The sequence below is a fragment of the Kitasatospora sp. NPDC058032 genome, from assembly GCF_042885845.1.
Classification (GTDB): Bacteria; Actinomycetota; Actinomycetes; order Streptomycetales; family Streptomycetaceae; genus Kitasatospora.
Genome location: NZ_JBHVRK010000011.1, coordinates 228,740 through 248,583 on the forward strand (window position 1 = coordinate 228,740; position 19,844 = coordinate 248,583).

Annotated in this window: 16 protein-coding genes; 10 read left to right on the forward strand and 6 right to left on the reverse strand. The window is 74.7% G+C overall.

Annotation, left to right across the window (positions count from 1 at the left end):
• Positions 1-26: 26 nt before the first annotated feature.
• From ACFVUH_RS20055 to ACFVUH_RS20065, 3 genes are all read right to left on the reverse strand, one after another.
• Positions 27-1,484, reverse strand: a complete 1,458-nt coding sequence (locus ACFVUH_RS20055) for a hypothetical protein (RefSeq protein WP_387914659.1) — start codon at positions 1,482-1,484, stop codon at positions 27-29.
• 148 nt (positions 1,485-1,632) lie between these two features.
• The gene (locus tag ACFVUH_RS20060; protein ID WP_387914660.1) at positions 1,633-2,154 is read right to left on the reverse strand and encodes a DinB family protein; all 522 of its coding nucleotides are present in this window, start codon (positions 2,152-2,154) and stop codon (positions 1,633-1,635) included.
• 50 nt (positions 2,155-2,204) lie between these two features.
• On the reverse strand, positions 2,205-2,780 hold the full coding sequence (locus ACFVUH_RS20065) for a nucleosidase (RefSeq protein ID WP_355368535.1): 576 nt from the start codon (positions 2,778-2,780) through the stop codon (positions 2,205-2,207).
• Between the two features lie 406 nt (positions 2,781-3,186).
• Here ACFVUH_RS20065 and ACFVUH_RS20070 point away from each other — a divergent pair, with 406 nt between their 5' ends.
• The 10 genes from ACFVUH_RS20070 to ACFVUH_RS20115 all read left to right on the forward strand — a co-directional run bounded on the left by ACFVUH_RS20070 (position 3,187) and on the right by ACFVUH_RS20115 (position 16,596).
• On the forward strand, positions 3,187-4,539 hold the full coding sequence (locus ACFVUH_RS20070) for a hypothetical protein (RefSeq protein WP_387914663.1): 1,353 nt from the start codon (positions 3,187-3,189) through the stop codon (positions 4,537-4,539).
• A 16-nt stretch (positions 4,540-4,555) separates the two neighbouring features.
• Positions 4,556-5,563 (forward strand): glutamate ABC transporter substrate-binding protein, encoded by a 1,008-nt coding sequence (locus tag ACFVUH_RS20075; RefSeq protein ID WP_387914664.1) that lies wholly within the window; start codon positions 4,556-4,558, stop codon positions 5,561-5,563.
• Between the two features lie 106 nt (positions 5,564-5,669).
• Positions 5,670-7,070: a hypothetical protein gene (locus ACFVUH_RS20080; protein WP_387914666.1), complete on the forward strand. Its 1,401-nt coding sequence runs from the start codon at positions 5,670-5,672 to the stop codon at positions 7,068-7,070.
• The gene (locus ACFVUH_RS20085; protein WP_387914667.1) at positions 7,070-9,727 is read left to right on the forward strand and encodes a tetratricopeptide repeat protein; all 2,658 of its coding nucleotides are present in this window, start codon (positions 7,070-7,072) and stop codon (positions 9,725-9,727) included. The genes ACFVUH_RS20080 and ACFVUH_RS20085 overlap by 1 nt, the downstream gene beginning before the upstream one ends.
• 3 nt (positions 9,728-9,730) lie before the next feature.
• Entirely contained in the window at positions 9,731-11,110 is a 1,380-nt protein-coding gene (locus tag ACFVUH_RS20090) for a PP2C family protein-serine/threonine phosphatase (RefSeq protein WP_387914669.1), read from the forward strand.
• Between the two features lie 130 nt (positions 11,111-11,240).
• Positions 11,241-12,593: a VWA domain-containing protein gene (locus ACFVUH_RS20095; RefSeq protein WP_387914671.1), complete on the forward strand. Its 1,353-nt coding sequence runs from the start codon at positions 11,241-11,243 to the stop codon at positions 12,591-12,593.
• A gap of 139 nt (positions 12,594-12,732) precedes the next feature.
• Entirely contained in the window at positions 12,733-13,932 is a 1,200-nt protein-coding gene (locus ACFVUH_RS20100) for an FHA domain-containing protein (RefSeq protein WP_387914672.1), read from the forward strand.
• Between the two features lie 92 nt (positions 13,933-14,024).
• Positions 14,025-14,942, forward strand: a complete 918-nt coding sequence (locus ACFVUH_RS20105; protein WP_355368556.1) for an ABC transporter ATP-binding protein — start codon at positions 14,025-14,027, stop codon at positions 14,940-14,942.
• The gene (locus tag ACFVUH_RS20110; protein WP_355368558.1) at positions 14,939-16,102 is read left to right on the forward strand and encodes an ABC transporter permease; all 1,164 of its coding nucleotides are present in this window, start codon (positions 14,939-14,941) and stop codon (positions 16,100-16,102) included. The genes ACFVUH_RS20105 and ACFVUH_RS20110 overlap by 4 nt, the downstream gene beginning before the upstream one ends.
• A gap of 89 nt (positions 16,103-16,191) precedes the next feature.
• The gene (locus tag ACFVUH_RS20115; protein ID WP_355368559.1) at positions 16,192-16,596 is read left to right on the forward strand and encodes a globin; all 405 of its coding nucleotides are present in this window, start codon (positions 16,192-16,194) and stop codon (positions 16,594-16,596) included.
• A gap of 38 nt (positions 16,597-16,634) precedes the next feature.
• On the opposite strand, the gene ACFVUH_RS20120 is transcribed toward ACFVUH_RS20115, so the two are convergent.
• The 3 genes from ACFVUH_RS20120 to ettA all read right to left on the reverse strand — a co-directional run bounded on the left by ACFVUH_RS20120 (position 16,635) and on the right by ettA (position 19,600).
• The gene (locus ACFVUH_RS20120) at positions 16,635-17,324 is read right to left on the reverse strand and encodes a hypothetical protein (RefSeq protein WP_387914674.1); all 690 of its coding nucleotides are present in this window, start codon (positions 17,322-17,324) and stop codon (positions 16,635-16,637) included.
• Between the two features lie 57 nt (positions 17,325-17,381).
• Positions 17,382-17,822 carry a thioesterase family protein gene (locus tag ACFVUH_RS20125; RefSeq protein ID WP_355368561.1) on the reverse strand — a complete coding sequence of 147 codons (441 nt, stop codon included), beginning with the start codon at positions 17,820-17,822 and terminating at the stop codon, positions 17,382-17,384.
• A gap of 113 nt (positions 17,823-17,935) precedes the next feature.
• A complete protein-coding gene (gene ettA / locus ACFVUH_RS20130; RefSeq protein ID WP_355368563.1) occupies positions 17,936-19,600 on the reverse strand; it encodes an energy-dependent translational throttle protein EttA in 1,665 nt (554 codons plus the stop codon).
• Positions 19,601-19,844: the final 244 nt, after the last annotated feature.

Genomic DNA, 19,844 nt, shown 5'->3' on the forward strand with positions numbered 1-19,844 from the left:
CGGCCGTTCCACAGGTGCGGCGGGCGTCAGCCCTTCTTGGAGATGAAGTCGTACGCGCCGGCCGCCACGTCGTCCAGGTACGGGCCGGCCTGGAACTTCGGGTCACCGGTGTGCTTGCCGACCGAGACGTTGCTGACCAGCGTCGGCTTGCCGTCCTTCACCGTCAGCCAGCCGCCGCCGCTGGAACCGCCAGTCATGCTGCAGCCGAGGGCGAGCATCGGCGGGCGGGTCGGGTCGTAGGACACCCGGCTCGGCTTGCCGCTCTCGCAGCGGTTGAGCTCCATGCCGTCGAACGGCGGGGCCGCCGGGTAGCCGTACTCGGTGATGCTCAGCTGGTCACGCGGGGCGTTGAACCAGACCGGCACCGCGCCGCCGACCGTCTCCTCCAGCGACTTGCCGCCGTCGGCGGGCTGCACCCGGACGATCGCGAAGTCGTAGTGGGTGGCCGGCGAGCCGTTCTCGCCGCCCTCGGCCTTCCACTGCGGGGAGGTCACCGCCTGGGTGCCGTTCCAGACCCCGTACGGCGCGTACTGGGCCTCCTCGGCCTGCTTGCCGCCGCTCAGCGCACCGGTGCTGTTGAACGCCGGGATGAAGGAGATGTTGCTGTAGAACTGACCGGCCTTGCCCTGGTGGACGCAGTGGCCGGCGGTCCACACCAGGTTGCTCTTGCCGGGGTGGGCCGGGTCGGCGACCACGGTGGCGGAGCACTGGTAGTGGCCCAGGCCGCCGGCGGCGTCGGCACCGCTGCCCGGCTTGTCGGCGAACAGCTTCCCGTGCACACCGGGCTTGGTGTACGGGTGCGGGAGGGGCTGGGCGTTGACGGTCTTGGGCAGCGGGTCGTTGCCGTTGTCGGCGGGCTGCTCGGGCTGGGCCGGCGGCTGCGCCGGGGCCTGCGACGGCTGGCCGGGCTGCGCCGGGGCCTGGGTCGGCTGCGCGGGTGCCTGCGACGGCTGCGCGGGCTGGGCCGGCGGCTGGGCCGGAGCCTGCGAGGCCGGCTGCTGGGTGTTGGACGGCTTCGGCGCCGCGGGCGGCTGCGTCGGCTGCCCCGGCTGGGTCGGCTGTCCCGCCGGCGGCTTGCTGGCCGGGGCGGACGGCGTGCCGGGCTGGGCCGGCGGCTGGGTGGGCTGCCCTGGCTGGGTGGGCTGCCCGGGCGGCTGCGCCGGGGCCTGGGTCGGTGCGGCCGTGGGCGGCGCCGGCGGCGCGATCGGCTCGTTGGGCTTGGCCTTGAGCAGCTTGTCCAGCGTCCAGAAGCCCTTGGCGGCGGCCGGGAGGGCGTAGTCCTTCGCCCACTTCTCCCAGTCCTCGAACTTCCACTTCTTCAGGTCGTCGAGGTTGGCGGGCAGTCCCAGGTTCGGCCCCCCGGCCGAACCCGCCGCCGCCGTCACGGCCGAGTCGGCCGAGCTGTTGTCCGGACCGCAGGCCGCGGTGGTGAGCATCGTCAGCGCGAGCGCCGAGGCCCCGAGGGCCGTCCTGGCGGTGCGCACAGTACGACGGCGGCCAACATTTCTGTCAGTCGATGACATGAACTTCTATTCCCCCTGTATGAAAAACACCCGGCCCCGCCGAAGCGGCGCCGGGTACTGCGCGGGGGAGTATTCCACTATCCGTCGGCGACCGCCCAACCCACCCCCGTCAGCGGCCGACCGAGCCGTCCAACCGCTCGCGGACGATGTCGGCGTGACCGGCGTGCCGGCCGGTCTCCTCGATCATGTGCACCAGCAGCCAACGCATCGACGGCGCTTCGGCGTTGGGGCGCAGCGAGCGCACGCCGGGACGGTCGAGCCGGTCGGCCGCCGCGGCGATCACCTCGTTGGCACGGGCGATCGCCGCGCGGTACTCGGCGACCGACCCCGCCACCGTCTCGTCGCCGGGCGAGGGCGCGTCGTCGTCCCACAGCTCGACCTCGTCGCCCCGGTAGGCCCAGAGGAACCAGTTGAGTTCGACCGCGGTGAGGTGGCGCACCAGCCAGAGCAGGCTGGTTCCGGAGGCGACACCGGGCCGCCGGGCGTCCTCGTCGGAGAGTCCCGCGGTCTTGGCGATCACGCAGTCGCGCAGGTAGTCGAGGAAGGAGAGCAGCGTGGTGTGCTCGTCGGCGTTGATCCCCGGCGGGCGCAGGTCGGTGGGCCCGCCGGCGGCGGTGGCGTCATCGGTCATGCCGCCACCCTAGGCGTGCCCGCACAGCGGCCCCGGAGCCCGACCCCCCGTCACCAGCCCTGGCCGTGCAGCCAGTCGGCGAGGTGGCGGGCGCAGTCGTCGACGGTCTCCCGCCAGGTGTGGCCGGCGCCGTCCCCCGCCTCGTCGCTGACGTGCTTGACCAGGCGGACCGGCAGTCCGGCGCGGTGGGCGACGGTGGCGACCGCGTAGCCCTCCATGTCGACGAGGTCGGCGTGCTCGGCGAGGCGGTCGCGGGCGGCCGGGTCGGAGACGAAGAGGTCGCCGGTGGCCAGCACCGGGCCGTCGCCCTTGCCGACGACCAGCGGGGCGCCGTAGGTGCGGCCGGTCAGGGCGTAGAGGGCCGGGGTGTCGATGTCGTGCTGGATCACCTGGGTGACGGTGTGGGTGCCCTCCCAGCCGGGGCGCAGGGCGCCGGCGGTCCCGAGGTTGACGACCTCGGAGGGGTGCGGGCCCTCGGCGAGGACGGTGGCCAGCGCGGCGGCGGCGTTGACCTTGCCGATGCCGGTGAGCAGCACCGGCAGGTGGTCGCCGAGGTGGGCGGCCTCCTCCCGGACGGCGACGACGAGCAGCGGTCGGTCGGCGGAGATCGTTCCCAGAAGACGCATGCCGCCATCGTACGGAGGGCCCGGCCGTCGCACCGGCACACGAACCGCCCGCGCCGGGACGCGGACCGCACAAAAGGGCCCATCGCCTCCGGATCGCCCGGGAACCGTTCGCCGCCCGCCGCGCGTCGACCCGTTCGCCGTCCGCCCCTCGCCACGGGGCCGCCCGGGCCGGGGGCCGGGAGCCACGGAGCAGGGCGGGGACGCACGGCGGGGATACCCAGCGGGACCGCACAACGGGACCGCCCGGCAGGGACGCACAGCCCAAGATCCGCGCAACTCGGGTGTGGCCGTCGGAAGTGACGGCCATACTGCTGGGAACGGCCGGGCCCCGGAGACGGGGGGCGGGCCACTGGGGAGGGGGAGGCTGGTGGCGACACCGGTGCGTATCGAGAGGCCGGGACCGCCCGTGCCGCGGTCCGGCGGCACCGAGGCGGTGGTCCCGCGGCGCGGTCCGGTCGCCCGGCTGGGGCGGGCCACCCGGACGGCGCCGGGGCGGCTGCGGCTCGCCGGGGTGCTGCTCGCGGCCCTGGCCCTCGCGTTCGGCGCGCTGACCGCCGTCCAGCTGAACTCCCGGGCCGCGGCGGCCCAGCGGGTGTTCGGCTCCAGCCAGCCGCTCAGCCAGGCCGCCGCCGACATCAACCGTTCGCTGGCCGACGCGGACGCCACCGCGGCGAGCGGCTTCCTGCTGGCGGGCGCCGAACCGCGGGCGGTCCGGCAGCGCTACGAGCAGGACCTCGCGACGGCCTCCCGGCTGATCTCCGAGGCGGCCACCCGCACCTCCGCCTCCCCGGACCTCGGGGAACTGCTCTCCACCCTCAACCAGAAGGTCCCGGTGTACGCGGGACTGGTGGAGAGCGCCCGGGCCAACAACCGGCAGGGCTACCCGCTCGGCGGCGCCTACCAGCGGTACGCCTCCGAGCAGATGCGCACCGAGCTGCTGCCGGCCGCCGCCCGGCTGTCGGCCGCCCAGGACGAGGTGCTGGCCCGCGACCTGGCGGACGCCCGGGCCACCCCGTGGGCCGGGTACGCGCTGGGGCTGGTGGCGCTGCTGGCGCTGGCCTGGGTGCAGCTGGCGCTGTTCCGGCGGACCAACCGGGTCTTCAACATCGGGCTGCTGGCCGCCACCGCGTCCGTCCTGGCGGCGGTGCTCTGGCTGACCGTGAGCGCGACCGCCGCCGACTCGGCGCTCGGACGCGGCGAACGCGAGGGGGCCGCGCCGCTGCGCGCGCTCAACGCGGCCCGGGTGGACGTGCTGACCGCCCGGCTGGCGGAGAACCTGCACTACGTCTCGCGCGGCTCCAGCGCGACCTACGCCAAGCTGTGGTCGACGACCACCGACCACCTGTACACCGGCGACCCGCAGCGCGGCGACGCCACCGGCACCCTGGCGCTGGCCCAGTCCCTGGCGCCGCCGGAGGCCCGGTCCACGGTCGACCAGGCGCTGAGCGACTACCGGCAGTGGAGCGACCGGCACGCCGCGGCCACCGCGCTGGAGAACCAGGGCGACTACCAGGCCGCGCTGGACGCCACCGTGACGGCCAAGGAGGCGGACGCGCCGAAGACGGCCGACGCCGCGTTCGGCTCGGCCGACCAGCAGCTGGCCCGGGCCGCGGTGGTGGAGGAGGGCCGGTTCCGGGACGCGACGCTGGGCGTCGACGGGGACCTGCGCACCGCCGCCGCGGGGGTCGCGGCGCTGGGCCTGGTGGCCGCCGCCGCGGCGCTGGTCGGCCTCGGCCGACGACTGGCCGAGTACCGGTAGAGGGGGGACGGGCGGGATGGACACGGTCACGGACCGGGAAGAGGGACAGGCACGGGGACGGGGCCGCGCCACGGCGTTGCGGGCCGCCCGGACGGCGGCGGCGCTGGCGCTGCTGGCCTCCGGCGTGCTGGCGCTCGGCGCGGGCGGGCCGCACGGCGACGGTACGGCCGACGGGCCGGCGCGAGCACCGCTGACGGCACAGCAGGCGGAGCAGGAACAGTCCGGCCAGGCGGCGGAGCCCTGCGACCTCTACAGGAGCGTCCCGCCGAGCACCGAGGACGGCGCGGCGGTGAAGGCCATCAAGGCCCGCCGCAGCCTGGTCGTCGGCATCGACCTGAACAGCTACCGGTGGGGCTCGCGCAACCCCAACACCGGCCAGCTGGAGGGCTTCGACATCGATCTCGCGCGGGCGATCGGCACCGCGATCATGGGCGACCCGGACAAGGTGGTGTTCAAGGCGGTGCCGACCGCCGACCGGATCAAGTACATCAAGGAGGGCCGGGTCGACATCATCGTCCGCACCATGTCGATCACCTGCGACCGGCTCCAGGAGATCGCCTTCTCCCGGCCGTACTTCACCACCAGCCAACGGGTCCTGGTGCCCAGGACCTCACCGGCGAAGAGCCTCGACGAGGCGCTGAACGGCACCACCGCGTGCGCGGCCAACGGCTCCTCCGCCCTGGAGGAGCTGAAGACCCGGCCGCTCAAGCAGCTCGTCCCGGTGGAGAACAACCTGGACTGCCTGGTGCTGATGCAGCTGGGCAAGGTCGACGCGACGATGACCGACGACGGCCTGGCGGCCGGTCAGGCGGCGCAGGACCAGACCGTCAAGGTGCTGGACGGCGACGTGCGCCCGGGCGTGATGGGCGTCGGGATGCTGAAGGAGAGCACCGATCTGACGGCCCGGGTGAACCAGGTGATCAACGACTACTACGCCAGGGGCGCCTGGCGCGGCGCGTACGACAGCTGGCTCAAGCCGTACCTGCGGGACGACGCCGACCGGCACTGGCCGATACCGCGGTGACGGCCGGACGGGCGGGGGCACGCGTTAGGGTCTGTCCGACGGCCGCCCGGGGTCGGGAGCGGTCCCCGGTGGCGGGAACGACGCAGGTGGAGGAGGGGAGGGAACGATGGCGGCTTCGGCCGGCCCGGCGCTGAGCCGGGAGGAGGTGGACCGCGCGCTGGCGCGCCTCGGCGCGGAACGCGACGCGGTCGAGTCGGCGCTGCTCTCCCTCCAGGACCACCCGGGCCTGCGCCTGCTCGACGGCGCCGGCCTGACCGGGCGGACCCAGGAGCGCTGGGCCGTCGTCGGGCAGGGCCTGCCGTTGCTCTGGGCGCTGTTCGACCGCTACTCCGAGGCACTCGCCTCGGCCCGCGCGGTGCGGGCCCGCAAGGCCCGGCCGGGCGCGCCCGAACTCGCCGAGCTGAGCGAGCTGCTGACCGGCGACGCGGTCACCGTGCCCGGCGGCGCGCCGGACGGCCCGCAGCGCCTCGGCGCACCGGCCCGGCTGGTCGAGCGGGTCAGCCTGGACGGGCTGATGGACCGGATGAACGCCTGGTACGCCACCGTCCTGGAGGTGGTCTCGGCGGCCGACGCGGTCTGGACGGCGCTGCCCGCCCGGATCGACCTGCTGATCGCCGAGCTGCGCCGGGTGCAGACGCTGGCCGCCTCGCTCGGCGTGCGCGTCGGCACCCATCCGCTCGGCGACGACCTGGACGCGCTGGACGGCGAGCTCGGCGGGCTGCGGACCGAGGTGCGCAGCGACCCGCTGGCGCTCTGGCGGCCCGCCCGCGTCCCCGCGCAGCGCGGCACGGTGCCGGACGGCGGCGCGCTGGCCACGCCGTCCGGGGTGGTGGACACCGAGCGCTTCGACCTGGCCGGGCGGGCACTGGACGACGTCCGGCTGGAGCTGGAGAACCTGCTGCGGCTGCGCGACGACGCCGAGGAGCGCCTGCAGGGCGTCGGGGACCTGCTGCAGCGGGCCGACGCCACGCTGGCCGAGGCCCGCCGGGCGCGCGGCGAGGTGCTGGCCAAGATCGCCGCCACCGAGGTGCCGGCCGTGCCGGGACCGGCCTCGGCGCTGCGCGAACGGATCGTGGTGGCCCTGGAGCTGCGGCAGAGCGGGCAGTGGTACCGGCTGGCGCCGCTGCTGGACGCGCTGGAGGACGCGGCGGCCAAGGAGCTGGCCCGGGCCCGGCAGTCGCTGACCGAGGTGACCCAGCCGCTGACCGTCCGCGCCGAGCTGCGCGGGCGGCTGGACGCGTACAAGGCGATGGCGGCCCGGCTGCGGGTGGCCGAGGACCCGGAGGTGCTGGAGCGCTACGAGAAGGCGCGCTGGCTGCTGTGGAACGCGCCGTGCGACCTGCGGGCGGCGGCGGGCGCGGTGGCCCGGTTCCAGCAGGCGCTGCGTCCGGCGGCGGGCGGGCCGGACACCGGCGAGGGCGGAACCGGGCAGGACGGGGCGTCGGCGGGCGGGGAGCCGGTCGACGGACAGGTTGTCGACGGGCGGGGACAGGGGGGCCGAGGGTGATGGGCGAGACGTGCGTGCGGCCGCAGTGCGGCGGCACCGGGACGATCGACGCGGACGGCTACTGCGACGAGTGCGGGCTCGCCCCGGAGGGCACCTCCTCGGTGCGGACCGCCACCGGACCGGCCACCGGAACCGCCACCGGGTCCGCCACCGGACCGGCCATCGCCGCGGCGGCCCCGACGGGCGCGGGCGACCCCTGCCCGCGCGACTGCGCCGGGACGATCGACGCCGACGGCTACTGCGACGAGTGCGGCCTCACCCCGCCCGGGGTCCCGGCCGCGCGCTCCGCGACGGGCGGCTCCGCGACGGGCCGCTCCACCTCGCACACCTCCACCGTGGAGATCGCGTTCGACCCGGACACCGGCTCGCCCCGCAGCGGCTCGGCCCGTTCGCTGTCCGGCCGCTCCCGCTCGCACCGCTCGACCCGTACCGGCAGCGGCCGCTCGGTCTCGGTACGCAGCAGCCGCGGCGGCGCCACCGCCAACCGGCACCGCCTCGGCGCGGGCCTGGTGACCGTGCCCACCGTCCCGGCCGCCGACCCGGCGCAGGCGGTGCTGGAGAACCCCGAGGTACCGGAGCGCAAGCGGTACTGCTCCAAGTGCGACGCCCCGGTGGGCCGGGAGCGGGGCGGCACGCCCGGCCGCCCGGAGGGCTTCTGCACCAAGTGCGGCACCCCGTACTCGTTCACCCCCAAGCTGCGCCGCGGCGACCTGGTCGGCGGGCAGTACGAGGTGGTGGGCTGCCTGGCACACGGCGGCCTCGGCTGGATCTACCTGGCGGTGGACCGGCGGGTCAACGACAAGTGGGTGGTGCTCAAGGGCCTGCTGGACACCGGGGACGAGGACGCGCTGGCGGTGGCCGTCGCCGAGCGCCGCTTCCTGGCCGAGGTGGACCATCCGGGCATCGTGCGCATCATCAACTTCGCCGAGCACCCGGACCTGCGGACCGGCGCCACCGACGGCTACATCGTGATGGAGTACGTCGGCGGCAAGTCGCTCAAGGACATCGCCAACGAGCGCCGCGCCCCGGACGGCCGGCGCGACCCCCTGCCGGTCGAGCAGGCCATCGCCTACGCGCTGGAGGCGCTGCCGGCGCTGGGCTACCTGCACCAGCGCGGGTTGGTCTACTGCGACTTCAAGATCGACAACGTGATCCAGAGCGGCGACACCCTCAAGATCATCGACATGGGCGCCGTCCGCCGGTTCGACGACGACGGCCCGATCTACGGCACCATCGGCTACCAGGCTCCGGAGATCGCCGCCGACGGCCCCTCCCCCGCCTCCGACCTCTACACGGTGGCCCGCACCCTCGCCGTCCTCAGCTTCGACTTCCAGGGCTACTCCACCACCTACCGGGACACCCTGCCCGGCCCGGAGTCCGTCCCGGCCTTCGCCGCCTACGAGTCCTACTACCGGCTGCTGGTGCGCGCCACCGACCCCGACCCGGCCCGCCGGTTCGCCTCCGCCGAGGAGATGGCCGACCAGCTCACGGGCGTGCTGCGCGAGGTGCTGGCGCTCCAGGACGGCCGGGCCCGCCCCGCGCCCTCCACCCTGTTCGGGCCCGAACTGCGCGTCGTCGACACCGAGTTGGTGGCACCCACGGTGCAGGCGGGCGAACTGCGGCTGACCGCCGTCGACCCGGCCGGCGCCGCGCTCGCGCTGCCCGTCCCCCGGGTCGACCCGGGCGACCCCAACGCCGGCTTCCTCGCCACCCTGCTGGCCACCGACCCGCAGGAGGCGCTCGCCGCGCTGGACGGCGCGCCCACCGACTCGCTCGAGCGCCGGCTGCGGGCGCTGCGCGCGCTGCTCGAACTCGGCCGGGGCCGGCAGGCCGCCGAGGCGCTCGCCGCACTGGAGCAGGACCACCCGGACGACTGGCGGGTGGTCTGGTACCGGGGCCTGGCCTCGCTGGTCGCCGCCGCCGACCCCGACGCCAACGGCCCCGACGCCAACGACCCCGCCGCCGCGGCGGCGAACCCCCGCGAACAGGCGCTGCGCGCCGCCACCGAGGCCTTCGACGCCGTCTACGACGCCTTCCCCGGAGAGGCCGCCCCCAAGCTGGCCCTGGCCGTCTGCGCCGAACTCCTCGGCAACGGCGGCGACGCGGCCGAGTTCTACCGTCTGGTGTGGAGCACCGACCAGAGCTACCTGAGCGCCGCCTTCGGGCTGGCCCGGGTCCGGCTCGCCGGCGACGACCGGGCCGGCGCGGTCGCCGTCCTGGAGTCCGTCCCGGCCACCTCCAGCCAGTACACCGCCGCCCGGATCGCCGCCGTCCGGGCCCGGCTGCGCGAGCGGCCCGCAACCGACCCGCTCGGCGCCGACCTCGGCGCGAGCTCCGAGCAGCTGACCGCGCTGCGCCTGGACGACCGCCGCCGCGAGGAACTCGCCGTCGAGGTGCTCGGCGCGGCGCTCGGCTGGGTGACCGCCGGGTCACCCGGCGGACCCGGCGGACCCGGCGCTTCCGGCGCCTCCGCCGGATCCGGCCCCGGCCGCACGGCCGGCGAGGTCAGCGTGCTGGGACGGCCCGCGGTGGAACGGGAACTGCGGTTCGCCCTGGAGCAGTCCTACCGGGTACTCGCCCGGTTGGCCGACCGGGCCGATACAAGGATCGAGATGGTGGAACGGGCCAACCGGGCCCGTCCCAGGACGTGGGTGTAAGAGATGCCGCAGCAGACCGTGTGCCAGAGCTGTGCCGAGCCGATGGACCCGGAGGACGTCTTCTGCGGCTCCTGCGGCACGAGCCGGGACGGCCGCCCGGCCCCCGGCGCGATGCCGCCCGGCTGGTCCGCCGCCCGGGCGGCGGCCGGCGACGAGGACCATCCGCCGACCCTGCCCAACACGCCCGCCGTACCCGCCCAGGGCGGTCAGGGCGGTCAGGGCGGCCACGGCGCCCAAGGCGGCCACGGCACGCCGGGCGCGGCCGGGTGCGCGCACTGCGGACTCGACCAGGTGACCGCCGACGGCTACTGCGAAGCCTGCGGGCGCGCCCAGCCGCGCCCCCGCGACCACATGGAGAAGGCGCTGGCCGGCGTCGCCGGGGTCAGCGACCGCGGCCTGCGGCACCACCGCAACGAGGACTCCTTCACCGTCGCCGCCACCTCGCTGCCCGGCGGCGAGCCGGTCGTGGTGGCCGTGGTCTGCGACGGCGTCTCCTCCTCCGACCGACCCGACCAGGCCTCCGAGACCGCGGTCGACGCCGCCTCCGAGTCGCTGCTCAGCTCGCTGGAGGCGGGCACCGACCCGACCACCGCGATGCGCCGGGCCATCGCCGACGCGGCCGACGCGGTGGCCGCGCTCGCCACCGACGGCACCCGGCCGAACCGGCCCGACGTCAACGCGCCCGCCTGCACCTACGTCAGCGCCATCGCGGCCGGCGGCCGGATCACCGTCGGCTGGGTCGGCGACACCCGCGCCTACTGGATCCCCGACGACCGGCTCGCCGCCGAGCCGTTCCGGCTCACCCAGGACGACTCCTGGGCCGCCCGGATGGTCGAGGCGGGGCTGATGGGCGAGGCCGAGGCGTACGCGGACCCGCGCGCCCACGCCATCACCGGCTGGCTCGGCGCGGACGCCGAGGAGGTGGTGCCGCACACCCTCGGCTTCACCCCGCACGTCCCCGGGGTGCTGCTGGTCTGCACCGACGGGCTGTGGAACTACGCCGAGGCCGCCACCGACCTGGCGCAGTACGTCCGGCCGGACGCCCGCACCGAACCGCTGGCCGCCGCGCAGGCCCTGGTGCAGTTCGCCGTCGCGGCCGGCGGGCACGACAACATCACCGTCGCCGTGCTGCCGATCGACCCGCCCCCGCCGGCCGAGGACCAGGAGGAGGACGCCCGGACCGCCACCGCGCTCGACCTGCCGGTGGTCACCGCGGGCGGGGACGAGGACGAGGAGGAGTACGAGCCGACCCTGCCGGACATCCCGGTGATCGGCTCCGCCGCCGCCCCGCTGCCGCCGGTGCCCCCGCTGCCCGCCGTCCCGCCGCCGCCCGTCGTGCCGCCGACCGTCCCGCCCCGCCCCACCGTGCCGCCGGCCCGCTGACCCGGCCGTCCCGCCAGGGCCCGCGCCCTCCCGGGCGCGGGCCCCACCGCGCTCGCCCCAGCACGGCCGCCCGACCTCCGAGCACCGCAGCCCCCGCACCAACCGACCACCCGACGGGAGCCACCGGCCCATGGCAACACTGGCGAAGCCGAACCTGCCCAGGTTCGACGTGGAGATCTTCCAGAACGAGTACCTCGCGGACGGCGCCCGCGAGGTGAACGCCATCGTCACCGTGACCGCGACCGGCGGCGGCACCTCCGGCGGGCGGCCGCTCGGCGTCGCCGACGCCGCACCGGGCGGCGGGCAGTCCGCCGCCGTGGTGATCCTGGTGGACTGCTCCGGTTCGATGGACTACCCGTCGAGCAAGCTGCGCGGTGCCCGCGAGGCCACCGCCGCCGCCATCGACACCGTCCGCGACGGCGTCGCCTTCGCCGTGGTCGCCGGCACCCACGAGGCCCGCGAGGTCTTCCCCGGCGACGGCACCCTCGCCGTCGCCTCGGCGCAGACCCGCGACCTGGCCAAGGACTCGCTGCGCCGGCTGACCGCGGCCGGCGGCACCGCCATGGGCACCTGGCTCACCAAGGCCGACCAGCTCTTCCTCACCCGCCCCGACATACCGATCCGGCACGCCATCCTGCTGACCGACGGCAACAACGAGCACGAGAGCGCCGCCGAGCTGGAGCGCGTGCTCGACCGGGTCGGCGGCCACTTCACCGCCGACTGCCGGGGCGTGGGCACCGACTGGAAGGTGGAGGAGCTGCGCAGGATCTCCTCCGCGCTGCTCGGCACCGTCGACATCGTCCCCGAGCCGTCCGGCCTGGCCGAGGACTTCCGCTCGATGATGGCCGGCGCGATGGGCAAGCAGGTCGCCGACGTCGCGCTGCGGATCTGGACGCCCGCCAACGCGGTGGTCAGGTACGTCAAGCAGGTCGCCCCCGCGCTGGAGGACCTCACCGACCGCCGTTCCGAGGCCGGGCCGCGGGCCGGTGACTACCCGACCGGCTCCTGGGGTGACGAGAGCCGCGACTACCACGTCTGCGTGGAGGTCCCGGCGGCGGCCGTCGGCAACGAGATGCTGGCCGCCCGGGTGAGCCTGGTCCTGCCGCCGTCGATCGCCGGGGGGACGCCCGAGGTGCTGTCGCAGGGCCTGGTCAAGGCGGTCTGGACGGACGACCTCGCCTCGTCCACCCGGATCAGCCCGCAGGTCGCCCACTACACCGGTCAGGCGGAGCTCGCCGCGGCCGTCCAGGAGGGCATGGAGGCGCACCGCGCGGGGGACGTGCACCGGGCCACCGCCAAGCTCGGGGCCGCCGTGCGGATCGCGCACGCGACGGGGAACGAGGGCACCTACCGGCTGCTGCAGAAGGTGGTGGACGTGGTGGACCCGAAGGAGGGTACCGTTCGGTTCCGTAAGAACGTGAGCGAGGCCGACTCGATGATCGTCGAGACCCGGTCGACCAAGACCGTCCGTGTGAAGAAGTGACCACCGAAGCGTCGACCGGGCCGCGAACCGGCCGGGGCCGGCCCCGGCCGGGCTGGAATTGAGGGGGGACCTGATGCCGATCTGCCCGAGGGGCCATGAGTCGCAGGCCGAGGACTGGTGCGACTTCTGCGGTTTTCCGATGACACCGCCGCAGCCACTGCCGCCGCAGCCCGGCGCGCACCCCGGTGCGCCCGGGAACCCGGGGGCGCACGGCGCTCCCGGCGCGCCCTACGGGGCCACGCTCCCGCCGGGCGCGCTGCCGCAGCCCGGGGCCGTCCCGCCGCCCCCGCCGGCCGGCCCGCCGTCGGCCCCGCAGGGCTTCCCCGACCTCACCGAGGGCCTGGCCGTCTGCCCGATCTGCCGCAGCCCGCAGACCGGACGGTTCTGCGAGGAATGCGGCTACGACTACGACCTCTCGGCTCCGCAGCGCGCCCCGCAGCCGTTCCCGGCCGCCCCCGCGCCGCCGCCCGCGCCGCTGAACATCCCGGCGGCGTACGGCGGTGCCCCGCAGGCCCCGGCCGCCCCGCACCCGGACCAGCAGCACGGTCAGCACCCGGGCCACCACCAGGGTCAGCACCCGGGTCAGGGCCTGCACCCGAACCCCTACCCCGGCCCGTTCGCCGGACAGCAGCACGGCGGCCACCCGGGCGAGGCCCCGGCGCTGCCGCCGCAGCCCGCCGTGCCCTCCGGCTACGGCTACCCGCCGCCGGTCCCCGCGCAGCAGGCGCCGGCCCCGGCACCGGTCGAGCCGCCCGTCCCCACCCAGCCGAACCCGCGGCCCGACGGACCGTACGGGGCGCCGCAGCCGCGCGAGGACTCCGGCCCGGTCTACGCCCAGCCGGGACCGGCCCGGCGCGGGGACGAGTTCGGCACCTCGTTCCACCTGGCCCCGCCCGCACCGCCGCAGGGCCCGCCCGCCGAGCCGGTGCGGACCACCTGGTTCGCGGTGATCGCGGCCGACCGCGAGTACTTCACCGACATGATGGCCCGCAGCGGTCCGGAGGCGGCCGGGCTGTTCTTCCCGCCGTACTGCCCCGAGCGGCGGATCCCGCTGACCGGGCGCGGACAGCTGCGGATCGGACGGCGCAGCCAGCACCGCGGCACCGTGCCGGAGATCGACCTCTCGGTCGCGCCGGAGGACCCGGGCGCCTCGCACCAGCACGCCCTGCTGGCGGAGCAGCCGGACGGCGGCTGGGTGCTGGTGGACCAGGACTCCACCAACGGCACCACGGTGAACGGCGGCGCGGAGCCGATCGCCCCGCACACCGCGATCCCGCTGAACGACGGCGACCGGATCCACATCGGCGCCTGGACCACGATCACCGTGCACCGCGCCTGACCCACCGGCGTTCGACAACGTTGTAAAATTGATCATCAAATGATGCTCAGACAACTCCCCGCGACGGCCTGCCGCCCCTACCCTCAGTCGTTATGACTGCTGCAATATCCGCCGACGGAATCCGTCAGCGGTACGGGGACGTGCAGGCCGTCGACGGGGTGTCACTCACCGTCGAAGCCGGCGAATTCTACGGAATCCTCGGGCCGAACGGCGCCGGGAAGACCACCACGCTGGAGATCCTGGAGGGGATCCGCAAGCCCGACGAGGGCCGGATCGAGCTGCTGGGCCTGGCGCCCTGGCCGCGCAACACCGAACTGCTGCCGCGCATCGGCGTCCAGTTCCAGGCCTCCGCCTTCTTCAACAAGCTCACGGCGCGGGAGACCATCCGCACCTTCGGCTCCTTCTACGGCGTCGGCCCCAAGCGCGCCGACGCCATGCTGGAACGGGTCGGCCTGACCGAGTCGGCGGGGGTGATGACCGACAAGATGTCCGGCGGCCAGGCCCAGCGCCTCTCGATCGCCTGCGCCCTGGTCCACGGCCCGGAACTGGTGTTCCTCGACGAGCCCACCACCGGCCTCGACCCGCAGGCCCGCCGCAACCTCTGGGACCTGCTGCGCGACATCAACGCCGAGGGCCGCACCGTCGTGCTCACCACCCACTACCTGGACGAGGCCGAGGTGCTCTGCGACCGCGTCTCGGTGATGGACCACGGCCGGGTCCTGCGGACCGGGGCGCCCGCCGCGCTGGTCCGGGAGATCGACGACACCGTCCGGATCAGCGTGGAGTCCGGCCAGCTGGCCCTCGACACCGCGCGCGAGCTGTTCACCGCCGCCGGGGCGGAGATCACCTCGCTGGAGGACGACGGCACCTCGCTGTCGCTGTCCACCCGCCTGCCGGCGCCGGTGCTCTCCGTGCTGGCCGAGCAGGGCGCGCTGCGCGGCCTGGAGGTCCGCGGCGCCACCCTGGAGGACGTCTTCCTCCAGCTCACCGGACGGGAGTACCGCGCATGAGCGCCGAGCCCACCACGGCCCGCCCCGCGGCCGGCCCCACGCCCGCCTCCCCCGCACCGGGCGGCACGCCCCCGGCGGCCGGCGAGCGCGAGCGGGTCTCCGCCTTCGTCAGCCTCTCCCGGGTGATGCTGGTCTCCTTCCTCCGCGACCGCAGCGCGCTGTTCTTCGTGCTGCTCTTCCCGCTGATGTTCCTGCTGCTGTTCGGCACCCTGCTCAAGGGCGCCACCACCCAGCACGCCAAGGTCGAGCAGGTCGGCGCGGTGCGGCTGCTGGACTCGGTCCAGGGCGAGGCCCGGACCGGCCTGGAGCAGGTGCTGACCATCACCCGGAGCGACGACGAGGCCGCCTCGCTGGAGAAGGTCCGCAAGGGCGACCTGGACGCCATGATCAAGGAGGGCCCGGACGGCAAGGTCGTGGTCCGCTACAGCGCCGCCGACCAGGTCCGCGCCGGCACCGTCCGGGGCATCGTCGACTCCGTGGTCCAGCAGGCCAACCAGGCCGCCACCGGCAAGCCCCCGGCGTTCACCCTGGAGAGCAGCCAGGTCGAGGACGGCTCGCTCAAGCCGATCCAGTTCCTCACCCCCGGCCTGCTCGGCTGGGCGGTGGCCACCGGCGCGGTGTTCAGCGCCGCGCTGACCCTGGTCGGCTGGCGGCAGAAGAAGGTGCTGCGGCGGCTGCGGCTCGCCCCGGTGAGCGCCGGGTCGATCGTCGCCTCCCGGGTCGCCGTCTCGGTGCTGACCGCGCTCGCCCAGACCACGATCTTCCTGGTCCTCGCCACCCTGCCGTTCTTCGGGCTGAAGCTCACCGGCAACTGGTGGCTGGTGATCCCGCTGGTGATCTGCGCGACCATCGCCTTCATGTCGATCGGTCTGCTGGTCGGCTCGATCGCCAAGACCGAGGAGGCGGCCAACGGCTTCGCGCAGATCATCGTGCTGCCGATGTCGTTCCTGTCCGGCTCGTTCTTCCCGACCGACGACATGCCGGGCTGGCTCAAGGCGATCTCCGAGGCGCTGCCGCTGAAGCACCTGGTCACCTCGGCGCAGTCGGTGCTCTCCCGGGGCGGCGGCGTGATGGACGCGCTGCCGACCATGGGCGGGCTGCTGCTCTTCGCCGCCGTGCTGACCGGCATCTCCTGGAAGCTGTTCCGCTGGGAGGACTGAGCACGCGGTGCCGCGCGGGGTCGTACGCCTGCGGTCCTGGTCCCCAGGTCCCGGTGTACGGCCCCGCCGCCGTCTGCGACCATGGTCGGGTGAACGAGATCCGGCGTGGCACGCTCAGCGAGGAGACCTTCTTCGAGCAGGTCGGCGGCGAACCGACCTTCCGGCGGCTGGTCCACCGGTTCTACCAGGGCGTCGCCGAGGACGAGTTGCTCCGGCCGATGTACCCGGAGGAGGACCTCGGGCCGGCCGAGGAGCGGTTCGCGCTCTTCCTGATGCAGTACTGGGGCGGCCCGCGCACCTACAGCGAGCAGCGCGGCCACCCGCGGCTGCGGATGCGGCACGTGCCGTTCAAGGTCGACCGGGCGGCGCACGACGCCTGGCTGAAGCACATGCGGACGGCCCTGGACGAGCTGGGCCTGCCCGAGGACGCCGAGCGCCAGCTCTGGGACTACCTCACCTACGCCGCCGCCTCGATGGTCAATACCGAGGGCTGACCGGGGCGTTGCGCCCCGGCGCGGGTCGGGGGCAGGCCCTACCCGAGCGGGCTGAGGCCGAGCCCCGCGCCGGGCGCGGCCGCCGTGCGGACCGCCACCGACCCCGCCGGGGCGGACAGCCGCAGCCAGCCGCCGGCCCGGTGCACGGTCAGCGGGGCCTGCGGAGCCAGGAAACCGATCACCTGGGCCGCGTGGGCGGCACGCAGCGGCAGCTCGGGCAGGACGGTCAGCGGGCGGGACCAGATCTCGTCGGCCAGCGCGTCGAGCACCGCGCGGGTCCGGTGGTGCGCCGGGACGGCCTCGCTGCGCTCGCGGAACTCCCGCACGGCGGCGGCCACTTCGAGGCGCACCTGGGCGGCGGGCGGGGTGCCGGCCGGCCGCCAGCCGGAGCGCGGCGGCAACAGCCCGGCCCAGGCCGGGCCGGTGACCGGGGCGGGCAGCGCGAGGCCGTCCGTCGCGGTGTCCACGCCGTCCAGCAGCTGCCCGGCCGAGACCGTCAGGTCGAGCGGCCCGTCGAGCCGGGCCAGCCGCGCGGTGCGCACCACCAGCGCGCCCGAACCGCCCAGCGGCAGCCGCCCGAAGACGGCCAGGACGCCGCCGTCCGCTCGCGGCACCCCCTGCAGCCGGACCGACGCCGTCTTGTCGAAGCGCAGCAGACGGACCAGGAAGGCGGCCAGGTCGGCGGCCTCCCCGGTGTCGGCGAGGGCGAGGGCGGCGGTGCTGTTCAACGCTTCGGCTCACATCCGGGCATCGGGTGTACGGGTTCGGGGCGGGGGCGGGCGCGGTCAGACCGCGACGGCCGGCTCCTCGTCCATGAAGCGTGCCAGGAACTCCCGCTCCACCGCGCTGATCCGGCGCGGCCGGCCCTCGGCGAGGTCGTAGGGCACCACCACGGTGGACGCCCGGACGTAGACGGTCTCGGTGCCGTCCTCGGCGGTGTCCTTGATCTCGTAGGAGACGGTCAGCGAGGCGCCGCCTATCCTGGTCACCCAGGTCTCGATGGTGACCGGCTGCGGCCGGTGCACCAGCGGACGCTTGTAGTCGATCTCGTGACGGGCCACCACCGAGCCGCCCGCGAACTCGCCCGCGCCGGCCTCGGCGGCCTGGGTGAACATGAAGTCGATCCGGGCCTCCTCCAGGTAGCGCAGGAAGACCACGTTGTTGACGTGCCCGAAGGCGTCCATGTCGGACCAGCGCAACGGGCAGGCGTAGATGTGGCGTGCCACGGAATCTCCTCGACGTCCGGTGGGCCGCCGGCGGTGGTGCCGGTCGGGCCGCGGCCCGGCAGGCCGGCCCCCACGGGGCTGGCGGCCTGCCGGGCCGTCGTCACGACTGGGTGTCAGCCGCGGGTCAGCTTCTTGTAGGTGGCCCGGTGCGGACGGGCCGCGTCCGCGCCCAGCCGCTCGATCTTGTTCTTCTCGTAGGACTCGAAGTTGCCCTCGAACCAGAACCACTTGCTCTCGCCCTCGTAGGCGAGGATGTGGGTGGCGACCCGGTCCAGGAACCAGCGGTCGTGCGAGATGACCACGGCGCAGCCGGGGAACTCCAGCAGCGCGTTCTCCAGCGAGGAGAGGGTCTCGACGTCGAGGTCGTTGGTGGGCTCGTCGAGGAGCAGCAGGTTGCCGCCCTGCTTGAGGGTGAGCGCCAGGTTGAGGCGGTTGCGCTCACCGCCGGAGAGCACGCCGGCCGGCTTCTGCTGGTCCGGGCCCTTGAAGCCGAACGCGGAGACGTAGGCGCGGGACGGCATCTCGACCTGGCCGACGTTGATCCAGTCCAGACCGTCGGAGACGACCTCCCAGAGGGTCTTCTTCGGGTCGATGTTGGAGCGGGTCTGGTCGACGTAGCTGATCTTGACGGTCTCGCCGACCTTGACCGTGCCGCTGTCCGGGGTCTCCAGGTCCTGGAGCATCTTGAACAGGGTGGTCTTGCCGGCGCCGTTCGGGCCGATGATGCCGACGATGCCGTTGCGCGGCAGGGTGAAGCTGAGGTCGTCGATCAGGACCTTCTCGCCGAAGGCCTTGTTGAGGTTCTCGACCTCGATGACGACGCTGCCCAGGCGCGGGCCCGGCGGGATCTGGATCTCCTCGAAGTCCAGCTTCCGCATCTTGTCGGCCTCGGCGGCCATCTCCTCGTAGCGGGCCAGACGCGCCTTGGACTTGGCCTGGCGGCCCTTGGCGTTGGAGCGGACCCACTCCAGCTCTTCCTTGAGCCGCTTGGCGCGCTTGGCGTCCTTCTGGCCCTCGACCTTGAGACGGGACTGCTTGGTCTCCAGGTAGGTGGAGTAGTTGCCCTCGTACGGGTAGGCGCGGCCGCGGTCGAGCTCCAGGATCCACTCGGCGACGTTGTCCAGGAAGTACCGGTCGTGGGTGACGGCCACGACGGTGCCCTTGTACTTCTCCAGGTGCTGCTCCAGCCAGTTCACCGACTCGGCGTCCAGGTGGTTGGTGGGCTCGTCGAGCAGCAGCAGGTCGGGGGCCTCCAGCAGCAGCTTGCAGAGCGCCACGCGGCGCTTCTCGCCACCGGAGAGCTTGGTGACCGGCCAGTCGCCGGGCGGGCAGCCCAGGGCGTCCATGGCCTGCTCCAGCTGGGCGTCCAGGTCCCAGGCCTCGGCGTGGTCCAGCTCCTCCTGGAGCTTGCCCATCTCGTCGAGCAGCGCGTCCGAGTAGTCGGTCGCCATCTGCTCGGCGATCTCGTTGAAGCGGTCGAGCTTGCCCTTGATCTCCTTGACGCCGTCCTGGACGTTCTCCAGGACCGTCTTGGACTCGTCCAGCGGCGGCTCCTGGAGGAGCATGCCGACGGTGAAGCCGGGCGAGAGGAAGGCGTCGCCGTTGGAGGGCTGCTCCAGGCCGGCCATCATCTTCAGCACGGTGGACTTACCGGCACCGTTGGGGCCCACGACGCCGATCTTCGCCCCGGGGAGGAAGCTGAGCGTCACGTCGTCAAGGATGACCTTGTCTCCGTGCGCCTTGCGCACCTTGCGCATCGTGTAGATGTATTCCGCCACGTGAGATCGCTCCGGCGTCGTCGGGAGTAATTCGGCTTGCAGCCTTCCATTGTGCCGCACCCGGCATGGAGCCCCGAACCGCCGGGTACCCGTCGGCCGGTGCCCCGCAGGGGTGTCCCGCACACGGCGCGGCCCGGGGGCCCCCCCCCCGGGGGGGGGGGGCCGGGCCCGGGGGGAGCCGGGGAACGCCCGGCCGGGCGGGGCGCCGGCCGGGCTGCGGGCAGGGGCGCACGCCGCGGTTGCA

Coding starts and splice junctions, on each gene's coding strand:
- ACFVUH_RS20060 (WP_387914660.1), bottom strand. CDS start 2,154: ATGACCGATGACGCCACCGCCGCCGGCGGGCCCACCGACCTGCGCCCG.
- ACFVUH_RS20065 (WP_355368535.1), bottom strand. CDS start 2,780: ATGCGTCTTCTGGGAACGATCTCCGCCGACCGACCGCTGCTCGTCGTC.
- ACFVUH_RS20075 (WP_387914664.1), top strand. CDS start 4,556: ATGGACACGGTCACGGACCGGGAAGAGGGACAGGCACGGGGACGGGGC.
- ACFVUH_RS20080 (WP_387914666.1), top strand. CDS start 5,670: ATGGCGGCTTCGGCCGGCCCGGCGCTGAGCCGGGAGGAGGTGGACCGC.
- ACFVUH_RS20085 (WP_387914667.1), top strand. CDS start 7,070: ATGGGCGAGACGTGCGTGCGGCCGCAGTGCGGCGGCACCGGGACGATC.
- ACFVUH_RS20090 (WP_387914669.1), top strand. CDS start 9,731: ATGCCGCAGCAGACCGTGTGCCAGAGCTGTGCCGAGCCGATGGACCCG.
- ACFVUH_RS20095 (WP_387914671.1), top strand. CDS start 11,241: ATGGCAACACTGGCGAAGCCGAACCTGCCCAGGTTCGACGTGGAGATC.
- ACFVUH_RS20100 (WP_387914672.1), top strand. CDS start 12,733: ATGACACCGCCGCAGCCACTGCCGCCGCAGCCCGGCGCGCACCCCGGT.
- ACFVUH_RS20105 (WP_355368556.1), top strand. CDS start 14,025: ATGACTGCTGCAATATCCGCCGACGGAATCCGTCAGCGGTACGGGGAC.
- ACFVUH_RS20110 (WP_355368558.1), top strand. CDS start 14,939: ATGAGCGCCGAGCCCACCACGGCCCGCCCCGCGGCCGGCCCCACGCCC.